Consider the following 25937-nt stretch of genomic DNA (forward strand, 5'->3'; position numbering starts at 1 on the left):
CGCCAGCCATCCCCACCCCGCTCACTTCGTTCGCGACCCTCCCCACAAGGGGGAGGGTGGGAGGCGCACGCGTGAGCCAACTCGGCGCAACCATCACCAACGAAGGCATTCACTTTGCCGCATGGTCGTCGTCGGCCCGGCGCATCTGGGTCTCGATCTTCGACGATCAAGGGAACCGCGAACTCGACCGGCTGGAACTCCAGCCGGAAGGCGAGGGCGTTCATGCGCTTTTCGTCTCCGGCCTTGCCGCCGGCGCGCGATACGGCTTGCGCGCCGATGGCGACTACGCGCCCGAGCGCGGCTTCTGGTTCGATCCCGACAAGCTGCTCGTCGATCCCTACGCCCTGGATGTCGACAGGCCCTATGCCTATGACGGCAGGCTCGCCGCGCGTCGGGGCGAGGGCGCCGACACGGCTCCGCTGATGCCGAAGGCGATTGCCGGCGCCTCGGTGAAACCGCTGCCTGCCTTGCCGCCGCTCTTCCGGCCCGGCGGCCTGGTCTATGAAGTCCCGGTGCGCGCCTTCACCATGCTGCATCCCGACATCCCCGAGAAACAGCGCGGCACTATTGCAGCACTCGCTCATCCGGCTGTCATCGATCATTTGAAACGGCTCGGTGTCGGCGCGGTCGAATTGATGCCCGTGACCGCCTCTATCGACGAGCGGCATTTGCCGCCGCTCGGGCTGCGCAACGCCTGGGGCTACAATCCCGTCACCTTCATGGCGCTCGATCCGCGCCTTGCGCCGGGGGGGCTGGCTGAGTTGCGGCAGACCGTCGCCACGCTGCGTGACGCCGGCATCGGCACCATTCTTGATCTCGTCTTCAACCATACCGGCGAAAGCGACAGGCTGGGGCCAACATTGTCGCTGCGCGGCCTCGACAACCGCACCTATTACCGGCACGCGCCGGACGGCGCGCTGACCAATGACACCGGGACCGGCAACTCCGTTGCTTGCGACCATCCAATTGTCGGGAAAATGATCCTCGACACGCTTCGCCATTTTGTCAGCCATGCCGGCGTCGACGGCTTCCGTTTCGATCTGGCGCCCATACTAGGCCGTGTCGAAGGGATCTTCGACGCCGGCGCGCCGTTGCTGAAAGCCATCCGGAACGATCCGGGCCTTGGCGGCCGGGTGCTGATCGCGGAGCCCTGGGATATCGGGCCGGACGGCTACCAGCTCGGCAATTTTCCGCCGCCCTTCCTCGAATGGAACGACAAATATCGCGACGATGTCAGGCGCTTCTGGCGCGGCGATCACGGCATGGTCGGCGCGCTGGCGACACGGCTTGCCGGCTCGTCCGATGTGTTCGCCGGGGCAGGGCAGCGCGCCAGCCGCTCCGTCAACTTCATCGCCGCGCATGACGGCATGGCGCTGGCCGACATCGTCGCCTATGAGCACAAGCACAATGAGGCCAATGGCGAAGACAATCGCGACGGTCACAGCGAGAATCTGTCGTGGAACAACGGTATTGAGGGCATCACATCAGACGAGGCGGTCGCCAAGGCGCGCTTCGATGATCAATGCGTATTGCTGGCGACGCTCTTTGCCTCGCGCGGCACCATCATGCTGACGGCAGGCGACGAATTCGGCCGCACGCAGAAGGGCAACAACAATGCCTATGCGCAGGACAACACGATCACCTGGCTCGACTGGGCGGGACGCGACCGAGCGCTGGAGCGATACGTAGTCCTGCTCGCCGCGCTGCGCCGCGCCGTGCCGGCGCTCTCGGACACACATTTTCTGACCGGGAAGGCGGACGCGTCGAACATCCCCGACGTCGCCTGGCTGACCGAGACCGGCGCGCCGCTTGCCGAAGCGGACTGGAACGATCCCTCGCGACACCGGCTGGTCATGCTGCTCGGCGATGACGGCGGCGGCCGCCTTGCCGTGATGGTCAACGGTGACCGCCGCCAATGTGTCTTCACCTTGCCGGCGCGGGAAGGGTTCGAGTGGCGCCCGGCGATCGAGGCGACGGCGGTTGACCTTGCGCGCCCGCTGCCGGGCCGCAGTGTGAATTTCATGATCGAACGCGGGGTTGGCACGGCCCGAGCGGGGAAGGGTGCGTGATGGCTGAGGATAATGCCGAGTGGTGGCGCGGCTGCGTCATCTACCAGATCTATCCACGCTCCTTCCAGGATACGACTGATAACGGCAGCGGCGATCTCAAGGGCATCACGTCGAGGCTTGCTCACGTCGCCTCGCTTGGCGTCGACGCCGTCTGGCTGTCGCCCTTCTTCAAGTCACCGATGGCCGACATGGGCTATGACGTATCGGATTACTGCGCGGTCGATCCGATGTTCGGCGGCATCGAGGATTTCGATGCGCTGGTTGCCGAAGCCCACCGGCTCGGCCTGAAGATCATCATCGACCAGGTGCTCTCGCATTCCTCCGACAAGCACGACTGGTTCGTCGAAAGCCGCGCCAGCCGCGACAATCCCAAGGCCGATTGGTATGTCTGGGCCGATACGAAGCCCGACGGCAACGCGCCCAACAACTGGCTGTCGGTGTTCGGCGGCCCGGCCTGGGAGTGGGACTCGACCCGCCGGCAATACTACATGCACAATTTCCTGGCCTCGCAGCCTGACCTCAATTTCCATAATTCCGAGGTCCAGGATGCACTTCTGGACACGGTGCGGTTCTGGCTGGATCGAGGTGTCGACGGCTTCCGGCTGGATACGGTCAACTACTATGTCCATGACCGCTGGCTGCGCAGCAATCCGCCCTTGGCGTCAAGTGTCGCCGGCACCAACGCTGAAACCAACACCTATCTCTTTCAACAGCATCTGTTCGACAAGACGCAGCCGGAAAACCTGGCTTTCCTCAGGCGCTTTCGCGCGCTGCTCGATGAGTATGAAGGCCGCGCCGCCGTCGGCGAGGTCGGTGACGAAACCCGCTCGCTGCAAACGCTCGCCGCCTATACCTCCGGCGGCGACAAGCTCAACATGTGCTACACTTTCGACCTGCTCGGGCAGCAATTCTCGGCCGCGCATGTGCGCGGTTGCGTCGAGGCGTTCGAGGTCGCCGTCGCTGACGGCTGGGTCTGCTGGGCGTTTTCCAACCACGATGTCGTGCGCCATGTGACGCGTTGGACAAGGCCCCGTGGCGATCCGGATGCGGTAGCGAAATTCTCGATCGCGCTGCTGTCCTGCCTGCGCGGATCGATCTGTCTCTACCAGGGTGAGGAACTCGGACTGGAAGAGGCTGAACTGGCCTTCGAGGATTTGCGCGATCCGGTCGGCATCCGCTTCTGGCCGGGGGTCAAGGGCAGGGATGGCTGCCGCACGCCGATGGTCTGGGAGGCCGGCGCCGACAATGCCGGCTTTTCCCTGGGCAGGCCGTGGCTTCCGGTCCCGGCGGGCCATCGCAGCCGCGCGGTCGATGTGCAGAACGGCGAGGAGACCTCTGTCCTTGCTGGCTATCGGGCGATGCTGGCGTTGCGCAGGCGGCATCCGGCGCTGGTTCGGGGCTCAATCCGGTTTCTCGATGCCGAAGGCGATGTCCTTGCCTTCATGCGCGAAGGTGGCGGAGAGAGGTTGCTATGCGTCTTCAACTTCGCCGACGCGCCGGCCGACTGGCCCTTGCCGCAAGATGCAGGGTCTGTGACGACCATCGATCTCGGCGGCACTGGCGCGACCTTGCACGAAGAGAGACTGTCGCTGCCGGCCCTAGGCTGGTTCCTCGGATGGCTCAGCTGATGCGCGTCAAAGCAAGGGCTTAAAAGCGCGGCGCGCCTGAATCCGTTCAAACGCGCGACGCTTTATCGGACGACGTCACTGGACGAGCACTGAACGCCCGCAAGTCGCACCGACGACCCGGACATCGGCCTCACCGACATGCACGCCGACCGCCGCAAGCACATTGTAGACCAGTTCGTCGACTGGTGCCGTCACGCCTTTCAGCAGCGTCACCACCGCTGGCTTCACTGTTCCAAGCAGCGCCGTCACGTCGAGCCCAAGGCCCAGCGCGCTGATCGAAAGCGACAGATTGTTGACGAGCGACGTGGTGAGGGATTGCGTCAGGTTCTTCGTGGAGACGGTCTTGATCGTCTTGTTGGCGATCTCCGTGGCGTTGAAGGTCAACGTCGTTGGATCGTTGTTGGTGATCTCAAGCGCCGAGGAACCGTTCACGCCGAGCAGATCGAGCGTAATTAGCAGAAGCTTGATGCTTATCTTTGCGATCTGCGCATCGGAGAACGACTGTGGATTGCTGAAATCGGCGAAGGCGGTTGGGTTGTTGTCGGCGTCGCTGGTGGCGAGATGCAGCGAGGCGACGCCTGGTTTCGCGGCGATGGAAACCGTCAGGCTGTCGGGGCGCCCGGTCGGACAACTTATGTCGGTCAGTTTGGCCTCGGCATAGGCGACTTCCACATGCAGGGGCAGGTTGACGGACAACAGACTTATACCGCCACCGAGGTTGGAATTGCCGATGCCGACGGAGGCCAGCAACTTTATCCGTGTCTGCGCGGTGCGCACCACGGCGCCTTTCTCGCCGATCGTCAACCATGGCGAGAATTGCATGGGTTCGCCGATGGCGATGGCAAGCGTGGTGGAGGTAAGTCCAGGGATGCTGGCTCCGAGGTTGACCTGGACCTGGTTCGAACCGTTGGCAAGCGCCGCGGCCGCACTCAACATGCCCATGGCGCTTGCATCCGCCGAAAAGCCGGCCGACCCTTGCCCGAGGCCTAACTGACCGACCGAACCGAGGTCGATGAGATGGTTGAGGGGAATCTTGACCGTGCTGGTGGATTTTGACGCGATCGTCTGCAGGGCGAATTTGCTGGTGCCGCCAAGCCCCGGGACATTGGCCATGGCGGTAGCGATCTGGCCCACCGTCGCTTTCGACGCCAATACGTCGGAATAGCTGACTCCTGTCAGGTTCAACTGCACCGCAAGAGCGTCGACGAAAGAAAGCACATTGATATCGGCCGAGATCAGCGCGTTGTAGTCCATGACGCTGAGCGAGATGTTGCCGCCCAGGAGTCCGCTGAGAAGCGCGTTGAGGATGCCGCCATTGACGCTGAGAAGCCGGGACCCGATCGAGAACATCGCCTGCGGCGTCAGGCTGGCAATGGCCTCGGTGCCGATGACCGGGGTCGGAATGAGTGCGTTGGCGAAATAGCGGGCTGGAATCTTGTTGAGGGCCACACGGACAGCATTGTAGGGCGTCTTGCCGGCTTCGAAACGTTGTCCCACGCTGAGCGACGATGCCGCCGAATACCGGCCGGGGGTAACCGATACGATGGTCTTTCCAAGAGTAGGAACGATTGTCTGGCCTGCCTTTTTGACAACTATGCCCGGCATGCCGTTATCGCCGAGCGTGGCCACCACTGCGGCTTCCATGTTGCCGATGTTCGAGGCCGCCGTGATTGCCGCAAGGTCGGTCATTGCCTGGGCTTCGCGGCGTTCCACATAGATGGAGCCTTCGTCGATGGCGAAAGCCGCCAGCGCCAGCGCGACCGGCGCGCTGAGCGCCGTCATGACGGTGAAGTTGGCCTTCGTGTCGCCGAGAATCGATCGAGCGATCCAGCCGATTCTCAGCAGTAAGGACTTCGACATTCAGATGCCTCCGACCCTTATCGTCGATTTGCGCGAAATCGTGGTTCCAGGCATCGGCAGGGCAGGCAACAGGTTCCAGATCGGCAGGTTGCGCGCATCGTATTGGATGGACACGACGAACTGGTTTCCATCCGCGGTGCTGTCCTTGGCCTGGTAGGTCAGCTTGGCGGAATCGACGAACGGATATCCGCCGGCATTGTTGGCAACGAAACTGGCAACCAGCGTCTGACGCTCGGTTTCGTTAAGCCCGGCAATCGCGGTCCGCGCGGCGTCCGCCGCGATTTGTTGGATGGAGTGGCTTGCGCCGAAATAAATCCCGTATGCAACCATTCCGAGCAAGAGAAGGATAAAAATTGGCGAAAGGAATGCAAACTCGATCGCTGTGGTCCCGGACCGTTCTCTAAATTGAAGTAATTTTTCGCTAAATATGTGTATATTTTGCTTAATTTTGAAGTTTTTTTTATTATCAATCTTATCCATTTCCTTCGCCCATCAAAGATGTGAGGGAGGCCAATAGAGGTCAGTCAGAAATGTACCCATGGTTGCTTAAAGACGCATTAAAGTTTTCGGCGAACTGCAAAAGTATAGGGGCCTGCCCGAAGCGAGGGCTTCGCCGTGAGAAGAACAGGAGCGGGGCTCATGGTTTTCGATCGGTGTTTTGGCCGCCGCTCGCAGGCCTTACTTTAGGTGACCTCGAGAGTCTGTTGAAATAAAAAATCTCCGCGCTACTGTCTGGGCACCAAGCCGCCGGAAAGGGAACCGTCGGCGCGCTCGAAGAGGCCATCGATCGGTTTCAGGGCGGCAACACTCAAGAGGCGTGACTGCGAGGCCGCCTCTACAGGGAGAACTCCATGCTGAAAAATATGCTGAAGGCGACAGTGTTCGCTACGACGATGGCTTTGACGGCCGGCACGTTCTACACGCCGGCTTTCGCCGAGACCGTCTATAACAGGGGCACCGCCGCCGAATCGGAGTCGGTCGACCCGCACAAGACCTCCACGATTTACGAAGCTAATGTCTTGCGTGACCTGTTCCAGGGTCTGGTCATGCAGGACGAGAAGGCCAACGTCATCCCGGGCGCCGCCGAAAGCTGGACGGTATCGGACGACGGCACCGTCTATACGTTCAAGCTGCGCAAGGACGGCATGTGGTCGGATGGCAGCCCTGTGACGGCCGAGGACTTCGTCTTCGCCTTCCATCGGCTGGAAGATCCGGCCACCGGCGCCGAATATGCTTCGATGCTCTATCCGGTGAAGGGCGCCGAGGATGTCAACACCAAGAAGGGCAAGCCCGAGGATATGGGCGTGAAGGCTATCGACGCCAACACGCTGGAAGTCACGCTCAATGCGCCGACGCCATATTTCCTGGAGATGCTGACCCACCAGGCAACCTATCCGGTCAACAAGGCCTCCATGGACAAGCTCGGCGCCGACTGGATCAAGCCGGGCAATCTGGTCTCCAACGGCGCCTACACACTGGCGGAATGGGTTCCCAACGACCACATGAAGCTGGTCAAGAATCCGAAATTCTGGGACGCCGCGAGCGTCAAGATCGACACCGTCAACTATATCCCGACCGAAGACCGCTCATCGGCGATGAAGCGCTTCGAGGCCGGCGAGCTCGACAGCTATGACGACCTGCCAACCGAGCAGCTCGCCGATCTCAAGACCAAGTTCGGCGATCAGATCCACGTCGGACCGTATCTCGGCACGTACTACTATGCGATCAAGACCGACAAGGCGCCGTGGGACAATGTCGAGCTGCGCAATGCCATCTCAATGGCGATCGACCGTGATTTCATCGCCGAGAAGGTCTGGCAGAACTCGATGCTGCCTGGCTACTCGATGGTGCCTCCTGGCATTGAGGGCTATACGCCGGCAATGGCCAAGTACGCGGACATGTCGCAGATCGATCGCGAGGACGAAGCCAAGAAGGTGCTCGAGAAGCTTGGCTACACGCCAGAGAAACCGCTTAAGATGGAAATCCGCTACAACACTTCGGAGAACCACAAGAACACCGCGGTCGCCATCCAGGAACAGCTGAAGCCGCTTGGCGTCGACGTCACGCTCCTCAACACCGACACCAAGACCCACTACTCCTTCCTTGAGCAGAAGGGCGATTATGATGTGGCGCGTGCCGGCTGGATCGCCGACTACAAGGATCCCGAAACCTTCCTCGGCATCTCGCGCAAGGCGAGCGGCAACAACTATTCGGACTACGACAGCCCGAAATACGAGGCGGCCATGGACAAGGCGGCGGCCGCCGGCGGCAAGCCCGAGGAGCGCATGAAGGATCTCGCCGAGGCCGAGCGCATCCTTGTCGACGAAGTCGGCAACATCCCGATACTCTACTACAGCTACCACGCCATCGTTTCCCCGAAGCTGCATGGCTACGTGGACAATGTGATGGACGTGCATCCGTCCCGCTTCATCTCCAAGGACTGATTTCCTTGGCCGAACCGCAGCCCCATTACAGCGCCGCGCGTCCTCTGGGACGCGCAAAGGACGCTGTAACACTTTGATTTTGCGCATGACCTCGAAAACCGATTAAGATTTTCGGGATCATGCGCTAGGGGCGGTGGTACTGGTTTGCCAGCAAAGCGGGGCACCGATGCTGCGTTATGTCTTCCGGCGGCTCCTGACCGCCATTCCGACGCTATTCGTCATCGTGACCATGGCGTTCTTCCTGATTCGCGTCGCGCCGGGCGGCCCGTTCAACCAGGAGCGGGGTCTGAGTCCCGAGATCAAAGCCAATCTCGAAGCACAGTTCGGCCTCAACGATCCGCTCTGGCTGCAGTATGTCCACTATCTCGGCAATCTTCTGCGCGGCAATTTCGGTCCCAGCTACAACATGCCGGACTTCACCGTCGGCGAATTGTTCAGGGAGGGCCTGCCGATCTCTGTCCAGCTCGGCGCTTCGGCGCTCATTCTGGCGCTGCTGCTCGGCTGCGTGCTCGGCACCGTTGCCGCGCTCAACCAGAACAAGCTTGCCGATTACTCGGTGATCGCGCTGGCCACCGCCGGCAGCACCATTCCGACCTTCGTCATCGCACCGGTGATCCAGCTTTTGTTCGGATTGACCTGGAAGCTGCTGCCGATCGGCGGTTGGGGCGATGGCGCCTTGATAAACAAGGTCGGCCCGGTGCTGACGCTCGCTCTGCCGCAGATCGCCATCGTTGCCCGCCTGATGCGCGGCTCGATGATCGAATCGCTGCGCTCCCACCATATCCGCACGGCCCGGGCGCTTGGCCTGTCCGACTGGTCGGTGGTGGTCAAACATGCGCTGCGCGGCGCCATCCTGCCGATCGTCTCCTTCAGCGGCCCGGCGGCGGCGGCACTCCTCACCGGCTCGATCATCGTCGAGACCATTTTCTCCATTCCAGGCGTCGGTCGCCATTTTGTCGTCGCCGCGCTCAATCGCGACTACACGCTGGTCATGGGAACGGTGGTGGTGATCGCTCTCTTCACCATCATCTTCAATCTGATTGTCGACATCATGTATGCCGTCGTCGATCCGAGGGTGCGCTATGACTGACATCGCAGCCACCGCTCCGGCCGTGGTCGGCCGCTCCCTGTGGGGCGATGCGTGGGCGCGCCTCAAGGCCAATCGCGCCGCCATGTTCAGCCTCTACTATCTTGCTTTCGTCGCGGCCATCAGCGTCTTCGGCCCCTGGTTCGTGCCGCATCAATACACCACCATCTACGCCGACTATGTGCGCATGCCGCCGAGCCTGTCGGCCTACCCGAAGGCCGACATGATCGAGGCTGCGCTCGACGAGGCGATCAAGCGCATGCGCGTCGACATCAAGGAGTGGCGGCAGGAAGGCAACAAGGTCTTCGTCACCGTCAAGTCGACCAGGCCGATAGACGACCGCAACATCCGCTATCTCGACCGTTCCGATGCCTTTGACGACACCAAGATCGAGAGCAAATCGCCGAACGGTCTCGAAGTGACGATGAGCGCCTCGATCAAGCAGCAATATTTCCTGTTCGGCACCGACAACACCGGCCGCGATCTCCTGTCGCGCACGCTGATGGCGGGGCGCATCTCGCTGGCCATCGGCCTGCTTGCCGGCGTTGTAGCGGTGGTGATCGGCGTGCTCTATGGCGCTACCGCCGGTTTTGCCGGCGGCAAGGTCGACGAGGTGATGATGCGCATCGTCGACGTGCTCTATTCGTTGCCTTTCATCTTCTTCGTCATTATGCTGGTGGTGTTCTTCGGCCGCAACTTCGTGCTGATGTTCCTGGCGGTGGGGGCAGTGCTGTGGCTCGACATGGCGCGCATCGTGCGTGGCCAGGCGCTCTCGATCCGACGCCAGGAATATGTCCAGGCGGCCGAGGCCATGGGCGTTGGCCAGCGCGGCATCCTGCTGCGCCACGTCATTCCCAACCTGCTCGGGCCGGTGGTGATCTACATGACGCTACTGGTGCCGCAGGTCATCATCCTGGAAAGCTTCCTGTCGTTCCTCGGCCTCGGCGTGCAGGAGCCGATGACCAGCTGGGGCGTGCTGATCTCGGTCGGCGCCCAGAACATCGGCACCGCCAACTGGCTGCTGCTGTTTCCCGCCTTCTTCCTCGTCTCGACGCTGTTCGCCCTGAATTTCGTCGGCGACGGCCTGCGCGACGCGCTCGACCCCAAGGATCGCTGAGATGGCTGCTTCCGAAACGATCCTCAGCGTCAAGGACCTGCGCGTCCGCTTCCGCACGCTCGACGGCGCGGTCGAGGCGGTGAAGGGCATCAACATTCACGTCAACGCGGGCGAAACCGTTGCCGTGGTTGGCGAGTCCGGATCCGGCAAGAGCCAGACAATGATGGCGGCGATGAGCCTGCTGGCCTCGAATGGCGAAGCCACCGGCAGTGTCGACTATCGCGGCCGCAATCTGCTGACCATGACCAAGAGCGACCTCAACAAGGTGCGCGGCGCCAAGATCAGCATGATCTTCCAGGAGCCGATGACCTCGCTCGATCCGCTCTATTCGATCGGCAACCAGCTGATCGAGCCAATCCGCAGGCATCGTGGGCTGAACGAGGCTGAAGCGCGCGAGGAGGCGCTCAAGCTGCTCAGGCTGGTGCATATTCCCGATCCCGAGCGGCGGATGAAATCCTATCCGCACGAAATGTCGGGCGGCCAGCGCCAGCGCGTCATGATCGCCATGGCACTGGCCAACGACCCCGACATCCTGATCGCCGACGAGCCGACAACGGCGCTCGACGTCACCATCCAGGCACAGATCCTCATGCTGCTCGCCGAACTGCAGCGCAAACTCGGCATGGCGATCGTCTTCATCACCCACGATCTCGGCATCGTCCGGCGTTTCGCCGACCGGGTCTATGTCATGCGCTATGGCGAGGTCGTCGAGGAGGGCGAGGCCGAAGCGATCTTTGCCAATCCTCAGCACGCCTATACCAAGATGCTGCTAGCCGCCGAGCCGACCGGCACCAAGGCGCCGCCGCCGCCGAACGCGCCTGTCCTGCTCGAAGGCAGGAACGTCGAAGTGACCTTCAAAATCGGTGGCGGCTTTCTTGCCGGAGAGCCGCTGCTGCTGCGCGCGGTCGACCGTATTTCGATCCGGCTGAAGCGGAACCAGACCATCGGCATCGTCGGCGAATCCGGATCGGGAAAATCGACGCTCGGCCGGGCCTTGCTGCGGCTCCTGCCGAGTGATGGCGTAATCCGCCTCGGCGACCGCGACATTTCCAACGCCGACCGCCAGGCGATGCGGCCGCTGCGGCGGGAATTGCAACTCGTCTTCCAGGATCCGTTTGGCTCGCTGTCGCCGCGCATGACCGTCGGCCAGGTCATCACCGAAGGGCTTCTGGTGCACGAGCCGTCGCTGTCGGGCAAGCAGCGCGACCAGCGCGCGGTCGAGGCCTTGCGCGAAGTCGGCCTCGATCCGAATGCGCGCAATCGCTATCCGCACGAATTCTCCGGCGGCCAGCGCCAGCGCATTGCCATCGCGCGTGCCATGATCCTCAAGCCCAAGGTGGTGGTGCTGGACGAGCCGACCTCGGCGCTCGACCGCTCGGTGCAGAAGCAGATCGTCGAGCTGCTGCGCAAGCTGCAGGCCGACCACGAACTGTCCTATCTCTTCATCAGCCACGATCTCGCCGTCGTGCGCGCCATGGCCGACTACATAATCGTCATGAAGCAGGGCAAGATCGTCGAGGAAGGCCCGACCGAGGCGATCTTCAGCGATCCGCAGGCCGCCTACACGCAGACGCTGATGAATGCAGCCATCGACGTCACGCGCTTTCGCCTGAGCGCGTAGCGCCACCGTTGAGCGCTGCGGCAATGGATTGATTCATTTCGGGAGCAAACACAGCCAAGCCGCTGTTTTTTCTGGTCGGAGTGGCAGGATTTGAACCTGCGACCCCCTCGTCCCGAACGAGGTGCGCTACCAGGCTGCGCTACACTCCGTGACCAGACCGCGGGCTTATAGCCGCCACACCCCGTTCCTGCAAGCGCCAATGGCAGTGCTTCTGTCGCATTTCGTAGGCTTTTGCGGCAACGTCATACAGGTTTCAGTTTCCCCAGGGATAAACACGGCTTAAAGGCTTGCCTTGTAAGCGATCCGCCAATACTGCCTCCGTGATTTCCAGCCACTTGGAGTTTTGCCGTCTTGCCCCTGAAGATTGTTAGCGAATCCCGTCCCAACACCTTCGAGTTCGAAACCTCGGCGCTGATCAAGCCGTCCGGCTTTCGCGAGTACGATGCGCGCTGGTGGTTCGGTCATCCGGCCTCGGCTGAGCCGCCGGAGCTCAACCTGATCGGTGTCCAGGCGCTCGGCATGGGACTCGGCACGCTGATCCGGCGCCTGGGCGCGGGACCCGATATCGTCACCGGGCATGATTTCCGCTCCTATTCGCTTGCCATCAAGCTGGCGCTGATTTCCGGCCTGATGGCCGCCGGCGCCCGCGTCAAGGATATCGGGCTGGCGCTGTCGCCGATGGCGTATTTCGCCCAGTTCGCGCTCGATACGCCGTCCGTCGCCATGGTCACCGCTTCGCACAACGAGAATGGTTGGACCGGCGTCAAGATGGGGGCGGCGCGCCCGCTGACCTTCGGCCCGGAGGAGATGAGCGCATTGAAGGCGATCGTGCTTGCCGGCGACTTCGATCTTGTCGGCGGCGGCTCCTACGACTTCGTTGCGGATTTCCGCAAGACCTATCTCGACGATCTGACCCAGGACAAGCGCATCTCGCGAAAGCTCAAGGTGGTCGCCGCTTGCGGCAACGGCACCGCCGGCGCCTTTGCGCCGGAGGCGCTGGAACGCATCGGCTGCGAGGTGATCCCGCTCGACGTCGAGCTCGATCACACGTTTCCACACTACAATCCCAACCCCGAAGACATGCAGATGCTGCATGCGATCCGTGACAAGGTCCTGGAGGCAGGAGCCGATGTCGGACTTGGCTTCGACGGCGACGGCGACCGCTGCGGCGTGGTCGACAATGAGGGCAACGAGATTTTTGCCGACAAGGTCGGCGTCATGCTCGCGCGCGACATAGCGCGATTGCATCCGGGCTCGACCTTCGTCGTCGACGTCAAGTCGACCGGATTGTTCAACACCGACGCCACGTTGCGCGCCGATGGCGCCGTCACCGACTATTGGAAGACCGGCCACTCCTACATCAAGCGACGGGTGGCCGAGCTCGGCGCCATCGCCGGTTTCGAGAAATCCGGCCATTTCTTCTTCAATCCTCCGATCGGGCGCGGTTATGACGATGGTCTCATCACGGCCATCGCCATATGCGAGATGCTGGACCGCAGCCCGACAAGCAGCATGGCCGATCTCTATCGCGATCTGCCGCTGACCTTCGGCACGCCGACCATGTCGCCGCACTGCGCCGACGCGGTGAAATACGGCGTCGTCGAGCGGGTCGTTTCCGATTTCCAGGCGATGAAGCAGGATGGCGCGGCGTTTGCCGGGCAGAAGATCGCCGACCTGATCACCGTCAACGGCGTTCGCGTCGTCGCCGAGGACGGCACCTGGGGCCTGGTGCGGGCATCGTCGAACAAGCCGGAGCTCGTCGTCGTGGTCGAGAGCCCGGTGTCGTCGGAGCGGCGCCGGCAGATGTTCGAGGCCGTCGACGCCGTGCTGCGCCGCAGCCCGGAAGTCGGTGCCTACAACCAGACTTTTTAGATTCATCGCGCGACGAGAAGGCGCAGGATTTCATGCTTGGGCAGGCTTAAGACGCCTGCCCAAGAACGCTCCAGTCGAACTTCCGCGCCCCGTCAGCAGAACTGTGCGGACAAGCAGGGTCGAGAGCCTCAATAGGGGCTCGCCACGTCGCCGGTCTCGACATAGACCGACTTCAGCTGCGAATAGAGCGCCAGTGCGGCAAGCGAGTTTTCCCGCCCGATGCCCGACTGCTTGAAGCCGCCGAAGGGTATCTCGACCGGTGTCAGATTATAGGCGTTGATCCAGCAGGTGCCGGCCTGCAGCTCGGCGATGACGCGGTGGGCGCGCGGCAGGTCGCGCGTGAAGACGCCGGCGGCGAGGCCGAATTCGGTGTCGTTGGCGCGCTCTATCACTTCGTCCTCGCCGTCGAATTTCAGCACGCTCATGACAGGCCCGAAAATCTCCTCGCGTGCGATGCGCATGGTGTCGGTAACGCCGGTGAAGACCGTCGGCTCGACGAAGAAGCCGCCCTGGAAGCCTTGCAGCGACGGCACGTTGCCGCCGCAGGCGAGCGTGGCTCCATCCTGCTTGCCGGCCTCGATATAGGAGACGACCTTTTCCTGCTGCGCCTTGTTGACCAGCGGCCCCATCTGCGTTTCCGGGTCGAGCGGATCGCCGATGCGGATCTTCTTCGTCCGCTCGATCAACCGCTCGACGAACCGGTCGTGGATGCCCTTCTGCACGAAGACCCGCGTGCCATTGGAGCAGATCTGGCCGGTCGAATAGAAATTGCCGAGCATGGCGCCGCCAATGGCGTTTTCGAGATCGGCGTCGTCGAAGATGATCAGCGGCGACTTGCCGCCGAGTTCCATGGTGGCGTGCTTCATCTTCGAGCCGGCGAGGGACAGGACCTTGCGGCCAGTCGGCACCGACCCGGTCACCGAGACCTTGGCGACGATATTGTGCTCGACCAGCCCGGCGCCGACATCGCCATAGCCTTGCACCACGTTGAACAGCCCATCGGGCAGGCCGGCCTCGCTGTAGATTTCGGCTAGCGCCAGCGCCGACAGAGGCGTGTTCTCCGACGGCTTGAACACCATGGCGTTGCCCATGGCGAGTGCGGGTGCGGATTTCCAGCCGGCAATCTGGATCGGATAATTCCAGGCGCCGATGCCGACGCAGACACCCAGCGCCTCGCGCCGCGTGTAGGCGAAGGGCCCTCCGAGATCTATCGCCTCGCCATTGAAGGCCGCGACGGCGCCGCCGAAATATTCGAGGCAATCGGCCGCCGAAGGCGCGTCCGCCACCAGGGTCTCCTGGATCGCCTTACCGGTGTCGAGCGTCTCGATACGGGCGAGATCGGCATTGCGCGCCCGCAAGATATCGGCGGCGCGCCGCAGGATGCGCCCGCGCTCGACCGGCTTCAGCCGCGCCCAGGCCGGTTGTGCGGCACGCGCTGCCTCGATGGCGAGCTCCAGCACGTTTGGCGTCGCCGAATGCAGCACCGCGATGGTCTCGCCGGTCGCCGGATAGATCACCGGCAGCCGCGCGCCGCCTTCGTCTTCGATGTAGCGTCCGTTGACATAGTGCGATGCCGTCGGCTGGGCGCGCATGGGAGTTCTCCAATCGTCTCGGGCGGGGCAGCCCGCCCGACAATGGCCTATCTGTCCGACGCCTGCCAGCGTGGATTGATCCATGGCTCCTGGTTGGACGGCGCCAGCGGCGTGCGGCCAAGGATGTGGTCGGCGGCCTTCTCGCCGGTCATGATCGACGGCGCGTTGAGATTGCCGTTGGTCACGCGCGGGAAGATCGAGGAGTCGGCGACCCGCAGACCGTCGACGCCGATGACGCGGCATTCCGGATCGACGACGCTCATCGGGTCATCGGTGCGGCCCATCTTGCAAGTGCCGCAGGGATGATAGGCGCTTTCGGCGTGATCCCTGATGAAGGCATCGAGATCGTCGTCCGATTGGACATGCGAGCCTGGCGAGAGTTCCTTGCCGCGATAGGCATCGAACGCCGCCTGGCCGAAGATCTCGCGCGTCAGCCTTATGCAGTGGCGGAACTCCGCCCAGTCGTCTGGGTGCGACATATAGTTGAAGCGGATCACCGGCTTCGACAGCGGATCGGGTGAGCGCAGCGTCACCGAGCCGCGCGACTTCGACCGCATCGGTCCGACATGCGCCTGGAAACCATGGGCCTTGGCCGCCGCCTTGCCGTCATAGCGGACCGCGGCCGGGATGAAGTGGTACTGGATATCGGGATAGTCGACGCCGGCGCGCGAGCGCACGAAGGCCGCTGCCTCGAAATGGTTGGTCGCGCCAAGGCCGGATTTGAAGAACAGCCATTGCGCGCCGATCAGCGCCTTGGAGAACGGGTTCAGCACCGAATTCAGCGTGATCGGTTTGGTCGATTCCTGCTGGATGTAGAGCTCCAGATGGTCCTGCAAGTTGCGGCCGACGCCTGGCCGGTCGGCCACCACCTGGATGCCGTTTTCCCTGAGATGCGCGGCCGGGCCGATGCCGGACAGCATCAGGATCTTGGGCGAATTGATCGAGGACGCGGCAATGATCACTTCGCGGCGCGCCTTGATGATCTGGACCTGCCTGCGAGACTCGATCTCGACGCCGGTGGCGCGTTGATTCTCGATGATCACCCGCCGCGCGAAGCCTTTGACGAGACTCACATTCTTATGCCTGAGCGCCGGCCTGAGATAGGCGCTCGCCGCCGACCAGCGGCGGCCGCCGTGGATGGTCTGCTCCATCGGCCCGAACCCCTCCTGCTTCGCGCCATTATAGTCGTCGGTCAGTTCGAAGCCGGCCTGGCGGCCCGCCTCGACAAAGGCGCCGTAGAGCGGATTGGTTCTCGCGCCGCGCTGAACATGCAGCGGGCCACTTTTGCCGCGCCAGCCATCCTCGCCGCCATGCGCGTTTTCCATGCGCTTGAAATAGGGAAGCACGTCGGCAAAGCCCCAGCCCGTCGCACCTTCCTCGGCCCAATGGTCGAAGTCGCGCGCATGTCCCCGCACATAAACCATGCCGTTGATCGAGGAAGAGCCGCCGATCACCTTGCCGCGCGGAGTCGCCAGCACGCGGCCGCCGAGATGCGGCTCCGGCTCGCTGGCAAAGCCCCAATCATAGAGGCTCATGTTGAGCGGGATCGACAGCGCCGACGGCATCTGGATCAGCGGCCCGATATCGCTGCCGCCGAATTCGATGACGATCACCGAATGCTTGCCGTCCTCCGACAGGCGGTAGGCCATTGCCGAGCCGGCCGAGCCGGAGCCGATGATGACGAAATCCGCTTCAAGCATGGTTCATATGGGCCATAAAATCGGCGAGCGAGACATTGCCGCCGGTCGCCACCACGAGCACGGTCTTGCCGCTCACATCCACCTTGCCGCCGAGCAGCGCCGCCAGCGACGCCGCGCCCGAAGGTTCGAGCACCAGTTTCATCCGCTCGAAGGCGATCCGCATCGCACTGCGCACCGATTGATCGTCGACGGTGATGCCGCGAACGCCGGCAGCCTTGACTGCCGCGAATGGCGCGTCGCCGGGTTTGCGCGCCATCAGCCCATCGCAGATCGATTGCGGTCCGATCGGCATGGTCTCGATGGCGCCATGTGCCAGCGACGAACCCATGCCGTTGAAGCCTTCGGGTTCGACACCGATGATCTCGGTCGCCGGCGACAGATAGTGGAAGGCCAGCGAAACGCCGCCGATCAGCCCGCCGCCACCGACCGCGCAGAACAGCAGGTCGGCTTGCGCGTCCTTGGCCGCTAGCTGATCGAGCGCTTCCAATCCGGCGCCGGCTTGGCCGGCGACGATCTCCGGATCGTCGAACGGATGCAGCAGCGCGAGCCCCTCGGTCTCGGCGATCTCGCGTGCCTTGGCGGCGGCGACTTCCTCACGCGCGCGCTCGCCGTGGTCGGTCAGCACCACGCACGCGCCATAGCCGGCCGTTGCGTCGCGCTTGGCGGCGGGCGCGTCGATCGGCATGACGATGGTGACGGGAATGCCGAGCGACTGTCCGGCAGCGGCGAGCCCTTGCGCGAAATTGCCGGAGGAATAGGCGACGACGCCCTTCCTGGCTTCATCGGGCGAGAGCCGTTTCAGCCGCCAATAGGCGCCGCGCACCTTGAACGATCCGGCCCATTGCAGTGATTCGGGCTTGACGAAGACGCGGGCAGCACCGGTCTCGCGGGCAAGTGCGGCCGATTCCAGCAATGGTGTGACCTGCGTCGCCTTGGCGGTGACGGCATAAGCCTGCCTGAGATGATCGAGGGAGGGGACAAGATCTGTCATCATTCGCCTCGCGGATACCTTTTGCTCTCTTCGAGATTGTCGAGGTTCATGTGGTTGCGCATGTAGCGCTCCGATGCCTTTTGCAGCGGCTGGAAATCCCAGGGGTAATAGGCGCCGTTGCGCAGCGCCGGATAGACGACCCAGCGGCGCGCCTGGCTCTCGCGCACGGCGGCGTCGAAACCGGCCATGTCCCAGCGCGCCCGCACCTTGTCCATGAACATCGCCACCAGGGCCGCATTGGCCGGATCGTCGGCCAGATTGTCCCGCTCGAGCGGATCGGCTTCGAGATCGAACAGCTGCGGCGGGTCGAGTTCGCAATGGACGAATTTGTATTTGCCATCGCGGATCGCCACCAAGGGTGCGTAGGAGCCTTCGGCGGCATACTCGATCAACACAGGCGCGGTGCGCTGCCCGCCCGTGGCAAGCGGTAGCAGCGACTGGCCGTCGGTCCACGGCGCGATCGCGCTCATGTCGATGCCGGCAAAGTCGCAAAGCGTCGGCGTTACGTCGAGATTGGAGACTGGCGCCTTGATCAGGCCGGCCGGCACGTCCTTGCCGGCGATCATCAGCGGCACCCGCGCCGAGCCCTCGAAGAAGCTCATCTTGAACCACAGGCCGCGTTCGCCGAGCATGTCGCCATGGTCCGAGCAGAAAAGGATGACGGTGTCGTCGAGCATGCGCGTGCGCTTCAGAACGTCCAGAAGCTCGCCGAGCTTGTCGTCGACATAGGAAATGTTGGCGAAATAGCCGCGCCGCGAACGTCGCACCTGCTCGGGCGTGATCTCGAACGAGGGATAGTCGCTGGCGTGGTACAGCCGCTGCGAATGCACGTCCTGTTCGTCATGGGCGATGAATCCGGTTTCCGGATCCAGCGCCTGGCAATGCTCGTAGAGATCCCAGTATTGCTTGCGCGCGACATAGGGATCGTGCGGGTGCGACAGCGAAACGGTGAGGCACCAGGGCCGATGGTCCGCTTCGTCCTGCTCGCGCGAAAGCTGGTAGAGCTTCTGCGAGGCCAGGAACACGACCTCGTCGTCATATTCCATCTGGTTGGTGGTCTCGGCGACGCCGGCGCCGGTCACAGAGCCCAGATTGTGGTACCACCAGTCGATACGCTCGCCGGGCTTGCGGTAATCGGGTGTCCAGCCGAAATCGGCGGGATAGATGTCGGTGGTCAGCCGTTCCTCGAAACCATGCAACTGGTCCGGCCCGACGAAATGCATCTTGCCCGACAGGCAGGTGTAGTAGCCGGCGGCGCGCAGATGATGGGCGAAGGTCGGGATCGACGAGACGAATTCGGCGGCATTGTCATAGACCCCCGTGCGCGACGGCAACTGTCCGCTCATGAACGAGGCCCGGCCCGGCGCGCAGAGCGGCGAAGCGGTATAGTTGTTGGCAAAGCGTGCCGAGCGGGCGGCCAGCGCCTTGAGACGCGGCACATGCAGGAAATCGGCCGGCCCATCCGGAAACAGCGTGCCGTTGAGCTGATCGACCATGACGATCAGGAAATTGGGTTTCTTGCGTGTCACTGCGTCTGCCGTCCGTTAGTGCATGTCGCCCAAAAGTGCGCAGCGGTTTTGGGATAACGACATGCATAAAAATGAGGGCTTAAAGCACGTCGCGCGAGTCTCATTGACGTGCTTTAAGTTTCGTTTCGAGATAGTCCTCGACCAGCGCGATCGCCGTCGCGGCGTTGGGCACGCCGTCCTTCAGCGCGCGCCTGATATAGAGCCCGTCGATCAGCGCCGCCGTTGCTTCGGCGACGCGGTCGGCCTCGCTTCTGGGAAGGATGCCGGTCAGCCCGCTCATCAGGTTCGAGTGCAAGCGCCGCGCATAGACCTTGAGCAGCCGGCGCAGCGCCGCCGATTTCTGCGCCTCGACATAGAAGGCGAGCCACGCGGCGATGATTTCCGGCTGGAACTGGGCGTCGGAGAAATTGACGGCGACCACTGCCGAAACACGTTCACGAGGAAGGCTGGCGGAGTGAAGGGCGCGCCGCGTATCGGTGGTCAGTTCGGCCAATATGTGCCGCATCGTCGCCAGCAACAGCTCGTCCTTGGCGCCGAAATAATGATGGGCAAGGGCCGAGGAGACGCCGGCGCGGCCGGCGATTTCCGACATGGTCACGTCTAGCGAGCCACGCTCGCCGATCGCTGAGATCGTCGCGTCGATAAGCGCCTTGCGGCGCAACGGTTCCATTCCGACTTTCGGCATTGTGGTTCCAGCTCTTGGGCGAAGTTATTTTTTATTGACGGATCAATCAACAAAAATCCGACCGAAATTTCGTATCGCGAGGCTGTGCCAATGGACATCGATCAATTGTATGTTCTGGCTCTTCACTGGATCTGGAAATCGGTTCATACTTGAACAATATAAAAGGATGCGTCAGGACATCGTGAGCAACCGGCGCCGAGAACGGAGATCGCCATGACAGCATGCATTGTCGGCTGGGCGCATTCGCGCTTCGGCAAGCTCGAAGGCGAGACGCTGGAGAGCCTGATCGTCAAGGTGGCAACCGACGCGCTCGACCATGCCGGCATCGGCCCGGACGACGTCGACGAGATCGTGCTCGGCCACTTCAACGCCGGCTTTTCCGCCCAGGATTTCACCGCCAGCCTGGTTCTCCAGGCAGACGACCGGCTGCGCTTCAAGCCGGCGACGCGGGTCGAGAACGCTTGCGCCACCGGTTCGGCGGCGGTCAGGCAAGGCATTCGCGCCATCGACGCCAATGCCGCCCGCATCGTCCTGGTGGTCGGCGCCGAGCAGATGACGACGACGCCCGGTGCCGAAATCGGCAAGAACCTGCTCAAGGCTTCCTATCTGCCCGAGGATGGCGATACACCGGCGGGCTTCGCCGGCGTCTTCGGCAAGATCGCTCAGGCCTATTTCCAGCGCTATGGCGATCAGTCGGACGCGCTCGCCATGATCGCTGCCAAGAACCATAAGAACGGCGTCGACAATCCCTACGCGCAGATGCGCAAGGATTTCGGCTATGAGTTCTGCCGCCACGAAAGCGAAAAGAACCCCTTCGTTGCCGGTCCCCTGAAGCGCACCGACTGCTCGCTGGTTTCGGATGGCGCCGCCGCTCTGGTCCTTGCCGACACAGCGACGGCGCTGAAGATGCGCCGCGCCGTCGCCTTTCGGGCTAACCAGCATGTCCAGGATTTCCTGCCGATGTCGAAGCGCGACATCCTCGCCTTCGAAGGCTGCGAGCACGCCTGGAACCAGGCGCTGAAGCAGGCTGGCGTGACGCTGGACGACCTCTCCTTCGTCGAGACACATGACTGCTTCACCATTGCCGAACTGATCGAGTATGAGGCGATGGGCCTGGCCAAGCCGGGTGAGGGGGCGAAGCTCGCCATGAGCGGCGAGACGGCGAAGGACGGCCGGCTGCCCGTCAACCCTTCCGGCGGGCTGAAGGCCAAGGGTCACCCGATCGGCGCCACCGGCGTGTCGATGCATGTGCTGAGCGCCATGCAACTGGTCGGCGAGGCTGGCGGCATCCAGGTGCCTGGCGCAAAACTCGGCGGCATCTTCAACATGGGTGGCGCCGCGGTCGCCAACTACGTTTCCATTCTCGACCGGATCAGATAAAAGCGGCCCCGCATTTCACGGGGAATTCATGACGAATCCGGTTCTGGTCGAAGTTCTGCGCGGCGCCATAGTCGAGAGCGCCCATCGTGGCGCCATAGCTGTATTCGACGCCGACAATAGGCCGGTCTGGGAGGTCGGCGACACCACACGTCCGGTGTTCCCGCGCTCGGCGGTGAAGGCGATCCAGGCGCTGCCGCTGGTCGAAAGCGGCGCTGCCGCCTCCTATGGCTTCGGCAACCGCGAACTGGCGCTGGCCTGTGCTTCGCATTCGGGTGAGCCGGCGCATGTCGAACTGGCGCAGGCGATGCTCGCCAAGGCCGGTCTGGACAAAACGGCGCTGGAATGCGGCGCGCACTGGCCATCGAACCATCAGGCGGAGATTGCGCTCGCCCGCACCGGCAATTTGCCGAGCGCACTGCACAACAACTGTTCCGGCAAGCATGCCGGCTTCCTCTGTACGTGCGTCCACGCGGGCATTGCGCATCACGGCTATGTCCGGGCGGGTCACGCCTTGCAGGAGATGGTGCGCGACGCAATGCAGGCGGTGACGGGCGCTGCCCATGGCGCCGACGAGCGAGCGATCGACGGCTGCTCGATCCCGACCTACGCGGTGCCGCTGAGGAGCTTCGCCCTCGGCTTTGCCCGCATGGCGACCGGGGCGGGTTTTGGCCCTGAGCGAGCGAAGGCCGCGAAGCGGCTTTTGTCCGCCTGTATGGCTGAGCCATTCTTTGTCGCCGGCACCGGCCGTGCCGATCTCGCGCTGATGGAAGCCGCTCCTGGACGGATTTTTGCGAAGGGCGGAGCCGAGGGCGTCTATTGCGCAGCAATTCCGGAACTTGGGCTCGGCATCGCGCTCAAATGCGATGATGGCGCTGGCCGGGCGGCCGAAGCCATGGTTGCCGCCGTCATCGCCAAGCTGCTGCATGCGGACGAGACCCTGGCGGCCAAGCTGATCGAATTGGCAAACGCGCCCATCGAAAGCCGGATTGGCGCCAAGGTTGGTTCGCTCCGGCCCACGGCTGCATTCAACTGACGTGATTGCGCTCGACGGTCAGATGCGCATAGCCGGCACTGCCTGACGAGGCGAGGTCGCCGGTCACCGGCTCGGCCCAGCGCTGACCGATGATCGCGCCGTTCTGCGCGCCATCGATGACGTTGTCGGAAATGACGGCCGTACCCGCACCCTCGACCACGCTGACGACGATGCCGGTTCCGGCCTTGCGGATGATGTTTCCCGTAGCGACCACATTGCGCATGTACGGACCCCAGCCGATCTGCATGCCGTAAAGCGGCGCGTTTTCGACGACATTGCCTGACACCGTGGTGTCGGCCTCGACGCTGATGCCGACGCCGAAGCCGGGTGGGTCGGCAGGATAGGGGCCAGACGTCGACAGGTTGCGCACGATGTTGCCCTGGCAGACCCCCATGCGGCCGCCTTCGTTGAAATTGACGATCGAGATGCCGTTGGCGGCGCCGTCGACGATGTTGTTTCCGATGATCGCGCCTTCAAAGGAGAATTCGGAATAGAGCGCCGTTTCGCCCGAGCGTAAGCAGGTGTTGCCGGTCATCTGCAGATTGCTGGCGCTGTTGGCGCGGATCGCCGAAAACGCGCAATCCGAGACGATGTTGCCCGAGATGACGACATTGCCGGCGCGGAAGGCATTGATGCCGTTGCCGTTCTGGCCGGTTCCGCCGCTGCGCGCCTGGATGCGTTCGACGCGGTTGCCGCTGACGAGACTGCCGTCCTCGGCCGCTTGCCAACGGTGCACGAGGATGCCGCCATTGCCACAATCAGATACGGTGTTGCCTGAGATCTCCAAGGCGCCGGCCTCGACCGAATAGATGCCGGCGTCGGCCGCGCCCGATATGTCCGAGCGCTCGATGCGTCCGCGGGCATGTTCGAGCGACAGTCCATGCTTGCCACTGCCCGATATCTGGCAATTGTCGACGACGAGATGGCCGACGCGGCGTAGATCGAGCAGGCCTTGCGCATAGTCGCCCATCCAGCGATTGCCGCCGTCGAACACCAGCCCGCTAAATTCGATGTGTTCGGCCTGTTCGGCCATGAAGAGATGGCCGTTGCCGCCATAAACGATTCGCGATGCGCCAGGCACGCCGGTAAGCCTGACGCGGCTGGGCAGCGAAAGGTTGGACACCACATAGGTGCCCGGCGGCAGGAACACCGGCATGTCGCGATCGTTGGCCTGAAGCAGCAGCTTGGCGAAGGCCTTGCTCTGGTCGTCAAGCGCGCCGGGCTGCACGCCAAGGTCGGCAGCGTTGATCGAACCGCGCATCGAGGCATTCTCGATGCCGGGCAGGGCGGCCGCGGCCGCCTTGCCGAGCGATAGACCCAGAACGGCAAAGCCCGCGGTTCCCGTGAGAAACTTCCGTCTGTTCAACATCGGCACAGATTCCTGGACTCCAGCCGCCATGTCGCAGGAATCGTGCCAGGCTCGGCGGACTTGCCGGCAATGGCTTGTGGAGTCGCGGCTACGCGCCTAAGTTTGCTGGATGAGCAGGGCCTTCACACGCGAGGAAGACAGCGAAAACGCCATCGCCGGCATCGGCGAGCGGCCGGTGAGCCAACACCGCAATCTGGTGACGGAGCGCGGCCTGGCGCAGATCGAGGAAAATCTGGCCGAATTGCGCGATATGTTGGCAAAGGCCGAGAGGCGGGCCGACCGCGAGCGCATCGCTGTCGTGTCGCGAGACCTGCGCTACTGGACCGCGCGGCGTGAAAGCGCCGAACTTTCCGTGCCAGAGCCCGGCAGCGACCTGGTCCGCTTCGGCATGGGCGTCACGCTGGAAGGCGATGACGGCAGGAAGGTCCACTGGAAGATCGTCGGCGAGGACGAGGCCGATCCGGCCAAGGGCAGCATCTCGCATGTCTCGCCGATGGCCATGGCCTTGTTCGGCAAGAAGGTTGGCGACGTGGCTGTTGTCAACGGCAAGGAATGGGAAATCGTCAAGCTCTCGGAAAGCTAGTCCTCGAGCTTGACAACATGGTCGCGGAAGAACGCCGCCGCTCCCGCCTCATCGATTTCGCCGGCGGCAACGCCCATGACGAACTCATAGATCGTGCCGTTGTTGGCGGCCAGGACATATCCATTCACGATCAGAAACGCACCGGCTGCGACAATCGCCGTGCGCTTGTTGCCATCGACAAACGCATGGTTTCTGGCGATGCCGAAGACATAGGCGGCCGCGAGATCTTCGACAGACGGATCTCCGTAGTTCGCCTTGTTCTCGGCGCGGGCAAGCGCGGATTCGAGGGCATTTTCGTCCCTCAAACCTTGCGCTCCACCATGCCTGCGCAGTTGTTCGGCGTGCATCGCTTCGACCGCGCGCCGGGTCAGAAACTCCCAGCTCATTCGGCGAGCTTCTGAAGCGCGACCTTGTATTTGTCCATGACCTCGCGGGCAGCTTTCATTTGCCGCTCGAAGCTGTCGTCCAGCGGCTTCAGCGCAAGGCCGTCACCTGTTTCAACGATTTGAAGCTGGTCGCCAGCCTTTAGGTTCAGACGATCGAGAAGCTCCCTCGGCAGGATCACGCCTTCGGAATTGCCGATCTTGCGAATGGTCGTGTTCATAATGGATCATCCTGTTGTAACGTCGATTATAACTCGGCCGACGAGTCGTTGCAACAGAGATTATAACAGGTCTGTCAAGCTTGCAGCAGCCGGTCAATCAGCCGTTCCGCCGCTTCCGGAATGACCGTGCCCGGCGGAAAGATTTCCACAGCCCCCGCTTTGACCACCGCGTCGTAATCCTGTGGCGGGATGACGCCGCCAGCGACGATCAGCATGTCGTCGCGGCCGAGCTTCTTCAGCGCGCCCTTCAATTCGGGAATGAGCGTCAGATGTCCCGCCGCCAGCGACGAGGCGCCGATAATGTGCACGTCATGCTCGACCGCGAGTTTTGCAATCTCTTCCGGCGTCTGGAACATCGCTCCGACGGTGACGTCGAAGCCGAGGTCGGCAAAGGCCGTGGCAATGACTTTCTGGCCGCGATCGTGGCCGTCCTGTCCCATCTTGGCGACGAGAATGCGCGGCTTGCCGCCGGACCTCTCCTCGAAGGCCACGACCTTGTCCTGCAGCCGGTCGACCACCGGATTGTCGCCAAGCGCCTTGCGATAGACGCCTGAGATCGTCTGCACCGAAGCGACATGACGGCCGAACACCTTTTCCAGCGCCAGCGAAATCTCACCGACCGTGGCGTTGGCGCGGGCGGCGCGGATGGCGAATTCGAGCAGGTTTTCACCACCCGCCGCGGCACGGCTCAGCGCATCCAGCGCGCTCTCGACCGCGCCGACGTCGCGCGTGCCTTTCAGCCTTTGCAGCTTCGACAATTGCCGGGCTTTGAC

21 protein-coding genes and 1 tRNA gene are annotated in these 25937 nt (G+C 63.0%); 10 read left to right on the forward strand and 12 right to left on the reverse strand.

From position 1 onward, the window contains the following. Positions 1-71: 71 nt before the first annotated feature. Together glgX and bglA are read left to right on the forward strand one after the other, a co-directional pair. Complete coding sequence (gene glgX, locus CN311_RS12555) at positions 72-2069, forward strand: glycogen debranching protein GlgX (protein ID WP_097574057.1); 1998 nt, start codon at positions 72-74, stop codon at positions 2067-2069. Then, the gene (gene bglA / locus CN311_RS12560) at positions 2069-3697 is read left to right on the forward strand and encodes a beta-galactosidase BglA (RefSeq protein WP_097574040.1); all 1629 of its coding nucleotides are present in this window, start codon (positions 2069-2071) and stop codon (positions 3695-3697) included. The genes glgX and bglA overlap by 1 nt, the downstream gene beginning before the upstream one ends. A 75-nt stretch (positions 3698-3772) precedes the next feature. Here the strand turns inward: bglA and CN311_RS12565 are convergent, their stop codons facing one another. Both CN311_RS12565 and CN311_RS12570 read right to left on the reverse strand, forming a co-directional pair. After that, complete coding sequence (locus CN311_RS12565; RefSeq protein WP_097574041.1) at positions 3773-5557, reverse strand: pilus assembly protein TadG-related protein; 1785 nt, start codon at positions 5555-5557, stop codon at positions 3773-3775. After that, entirely contained in the window at positions 5558-6037 is a 480-nt protein-coding gene (locus CN311_RS12570) for a TadE/TadG family type IV pilus assembly protein (protein ID WP_245440815.1), read from the reverse strand. It lies immediately after the preceding gene. 371 nt (positions 6038-6408) lie between these two features. On the opposite strand from CN311_RS12570, the gene CN311_RS12575 reads away from it, so the two are divergent. From CN311_RS12575 to CN311_RS12590, 4 genes are all read left to right on the forward strand, one after another. Continuing rightward, on the forward strand, positions 6409-8001 hold the full coding sequence (locus tag CN311_RS12575) for a peptide ABC transporter substrate-binding protein (RefSeq protein WP_097574042.1): 1593 nt from the start codon (positions 6409-6411) through the stop codon (positions 7999-8001). 166 nt (positions 8002-8167) lie between these two features. Continuing rightward, positions 8168-9091: an ABC transporter permease subunit gene (locus CN311_RS12580; protein WP_097574043.1), complete on the forward strand. Its 924-nt coding sequence runs from the start codon at positions 8168-8170 to the stop codon at positions 9089-9091. Continuing rightward, positions 9084-10205 carry an ABC transporter permease gene (locus CN311_RS12585; RefSeq protein ID WP_097574044.1) on the forward strand — a complete coding sequence of 374 codons (1122 nt, stop codon included), beginning with the start codon at positions 9084-9086 and terminating at the stop codon, positions 10203-10205. The genes CN311_RS12580 and CN311_RS12585 overlap by 8 nt, the downstream gene beginning before the upstream one ends. Position 10206: 1 nt before the next feature. Further along, positions 10207-11826 (forward strand): ABC transporter ATP-binding protein, encoded by a 1620-nt coding sequence (locus tag CN311_RS12590; RefSeq protein ID WP_097574045.1) that lies wholly within the window; start codon positions 10207-10209, stop codon positions 11824-11826. A 72-nt stretch (positions 11827-11898) separates the two neighbouring features. Here CN311_RS12590 and CN311_RS12595 read toward each other — a convergent pair. Next, positions 11899-11975: transfer RNA gene (locus CN311_RS12595), tRNA-Pro, on the reverse strand. A 202-nt stretch (positions 11976-12177) separates the two neighbouring features. Between CN311_RS12595 and CN311_RS12600 the strand changes: the two genes are divergently transcribed. Then, positions 12178-13698: a phosphomannomutase/phosphoglucomutase gene (locus CN311_RS12600; protein ID WP_097574046.1), complete on the forward strand. Its 1521-nt coding sequence runs from the start codon at positions 12178-12180 to the stop codon at positions 13696-13698. Between the two features lie 128 nt (positions 13699-13826). Here CN311_RS12600 and betB read toward each other — a convergent pair whose 3' ends face one another. From betB to betI, 5 genes are all read right to left on the reverse strand, one after another. Continuing rightward, the gene (betB, locus tag CN311_RS12605) at positions 13827-15290 is read right to left on the reverse strand and encodes a betaine-aldehyde dehydrogenase (protein WP_097574047.1); all 1464 of its coding nucleotides are present in this window, start codon (positions 15288-15290) and stop codon (positions 13827-13829) included. A 47-nt stretch (positions 15291-15337) separates the two neighbouring features. Next, a complete protein-coding gene (gene betA, locus CN311_RS12610) occupies positions 15338-16990 on the reverse strand; it encodes a choline dehydrogenase (protein WP_097574048.1) in 1653 nt (550 codons plus the stop codon). Beyond that, the gene (locus tag CN311_RS12615; protein ID WP_425351070.1) at positions 16983-17984 is read right to left on the reverse strand and encodes a threonine/serine dehydratase family protein; all 1002 of its coding nucleotides are present in this window, start codon (positions 17982-17984) and stop codon (positions 16983-16985) included. Before CN311_RS12615 ends, betA begins: the two co-directional genes overlap by 8 nt. After that, a complete protein-coding gene (gene betC / locus CN311_RS12620) occupies positions 17981-19510 on the reverse strand; it encodes a choline-sulfatase (protein ID WP_097574049.1) in 1530 nt (509 codons plus the stop codon). Before betC ends, CN311_RS12615 begins: the two co-directional genes overlap by 4 nt. A 100-nt stretch (positions 19511-19610) precedes the next feature. After that, a complete protein-coding gene (betI, locus tag CN311_RS12625; RefSeq protein WP_097574050.1) occupies positions 19611-20195 on the reverse strand; it encodes a choline-binding transcriptional repressor BetI in 585 nt (194 codons plus the stop codon). 213 nt (positions 20196-20408) lie between these two features. Here betI and CN311_RS12630 point away from each other — a divergent pair, with 213 nt between their 5' ends. Next, positions 20409-21575 carry an acetyl-CoA acetyltransferase gene (locus CN311_RS12630; protein WP_097574051.1) on the forward strand — a complete coding sequence of 389 codons (1167 nt, stop codon included), beginning with the start codon at positions 20409-20411 and terminating at the stop codon, positions 21573-21575. A 28-nt stretch (positions 21576-21603) separates the two neighbouring features. Further along, positions 21604-22608, forward strand: coding sequence for an asparaginase (locus tag CN311_RS12635; protein ID WP_097574052.1), 1005 nt, complete (start codon positions 21604-21606; stop codon positions 22606-22608). Here the strand turns inward: CN311_RS12635 and CN311_RS12640 are convergent. Beyond that, on the reverse strand, positions 22601-23977 hold the full coding sequence (locus CN311_RS12640; RefSeq protein ID WP_097574053.1) for a TIGR03808 family TAT-translocated repetitive protein: 1377 nt from the start codon (positions 23975-23977) through the stop codon (positions 22601-22603). The genes CN311_RS12635 and CN311_RS12640 overlap by 8 nt on opposite strands. A gap of 109 nt (positions 23978-24086) precedes the next feature. Here CN311_RS12640 and greA point away from each other — a divergent pair, with 109 nt between their 5' ends. Beyond that, positions 24087-24560: a transcription elongation factor GreA gene (greA, locus tag CN311_RS12645; RefSeq protein WP_097574054.1), complete on the forward strand. Its 474-nt coding sequence runs from the start codon at positions 24087-24089 to the stop codon at positions 24558-24560. Here the strand turns inward: greA and CN311_RS12650 are convergent. From CN311_RS12650 to CN311_RS12660, 3 genes are all read right to left on the reverse strand, one after another. Then, on the reverse strand, positions 24557-24946 hold the full coding sequence (locus tag CN311_RS12650) for a type II toxin-antitoxin system death-on-curing family toxin (protein ID WP_097574055.1): 390 nt from the start codon (positions 24944-24946) through the stop codon (positions 24557-24559). The genes greA and CN311_RS12650 overlap by 4 nt on opposite strands. Then, positions 24943-25164 (reverse strand): AbrB/MazE/SpoVT family DNA-binding domain-containing protein, encoded by a 222-nt coding sequence (locus CN311_RS12655; RefSeq protein ID WP_097574056.1) that lies wholly within the window; start codon positions 25162-25164, stop codon positions 24943-24945. The genes CN311_RS12650 and CN311_RS12655 overlap by 4 nt, the downstream gene beginning before the upstream one ends. 74 nt (positions 25165-25238) lie before the next feature. Continuing rightward, on the reverse strand, positions 25239-25937 hold a 699-nt coding region (locus tag CN311_RS12660), incomplete at its 5' end, for a methylmalonyl-CoA mutase family protein (protein ID WP_208866481.1).

Source organism: Mesorhizobium sanjuanii (genome assembly GCF_002529485.1).
Classification (GTDB): domain Bacteria; phylum Pseudomonadota; class Alphaproteobacteria; order Rhizobiales; family Rhizobiaceae; genus Mesorhizobium; species Mesorhizobium sanjuanii.

Coding starts and splice junctions, on each gene's coding strand:
- CN311_RS12590 (WP_097574045.1), top strand. CDS start 10,207: ATGGCTGCTTCCGAAACGATCCTCAGCGTCAAGGACCTGCGCGTCCGC.
- bglA (WP_097574040.1), top strand. CDS start 2,069: ATGGCTGAGGATAATGCCGAGTGGTGGCGCGGCTGCGTCATCTACCAG.
- CN311_RS12635 (WP_097574052.1), top strand. CDS start 21,604: ATGACGAATCCGGTTCTGGTCGAAGTTCTGCGCGGCGCCATAGTCGAG.
- CN311_RS12615 (WP_425351070.1), bottom strand. CDS start 17,984: ATGATGACAGATCTTGTCCCCTCCCTCGATCATCTCAGGCAGGCTTAT.
- CN311_RS12575 (WP_097574042.1), top strand. CDS start 6,409: ATGCTGAAAAATATGCTGAAGGCGACAGTGTTCGCTACGACGATGGCT.
- CN311_RS12630 (WP_097574051.1), top strand. CDS start 20,409: ATGACAGCATGCATTGTCGGCTGGGCGCATTCGCGCTTCGGCAAGCTC.
- greA (WP_097574054.1), top strand. CDS start 24,087: ATGAGCAGGGCCTTCACACGCGAGGAAGACAGCGAAAACGCCATCGCC.
- betA (WP_097574048.1), bottom strand. CDS start 16,990: ATGCTTGAAGCGGATTTCGTCATCATCGGCTCCGGCTCGGCCGGCTCG.
- CN311_RS12580 (WP_097574043.1), top strand. CDS start 8,168: ATGCTGCGTTATGTCTTCCGGCGGCTCCTGACCGCCATTCCGACGCTA.
- CN311_RS12585 (WP_097574044.1), top strand. CDS start 9,084: ATGACTGACATCGCAGCCACCGCTCCGGCCGTGGTCGGCCGCTCCCTG.
- CN311_RS12570 (WP_245440815.1), bottom strand. CDS start 6,037: ATGGATAAGATTGATAATAAAAAAAACTTCAAAATTAAGCAAAATATA.
- CN311_RS12565 (WP_097574041.1), bottom strand. CDS start 5,557: ATGTCGAAGTCCTTACTGCTGAGAATCGGCTGGATCGCTCGATCGATT.
- betB (WP_097574047.1), bottom strand. CDS start 15,290: ATGCGCGCCCAGCCGACGGCATCGCACTATGTCAACGGACGCTACATC.
- CN311_RS12640 (WP_097574053.1), bottom strand. CDS start 23,977: ATGTTGAACAGACGGAAGTTTCTCACGGGAACCGCGGGCTTTGCCGTT.
- CN311_RS12650 (WP_097574055.1), bottom strand. CDS start 24,946: ATGAGCTGGGAGTTTCTGACCCGGCGCGCGGTCGAAGCGATGCACGCC.
- CN311_RS12655 (WP_097574056.1), bottom strand. CDS start 25,164: ATGAACACGACCATTCGCAAGATCGGCAATTCCGAAGGCGTGATCCTG.
- betI (WP_097574050.1), bottom strand. CDS start 20,195: ATGCCGAAAGTCGGAATGGAACCGTTGCGCCGCAAGGCGCTTATCGAC.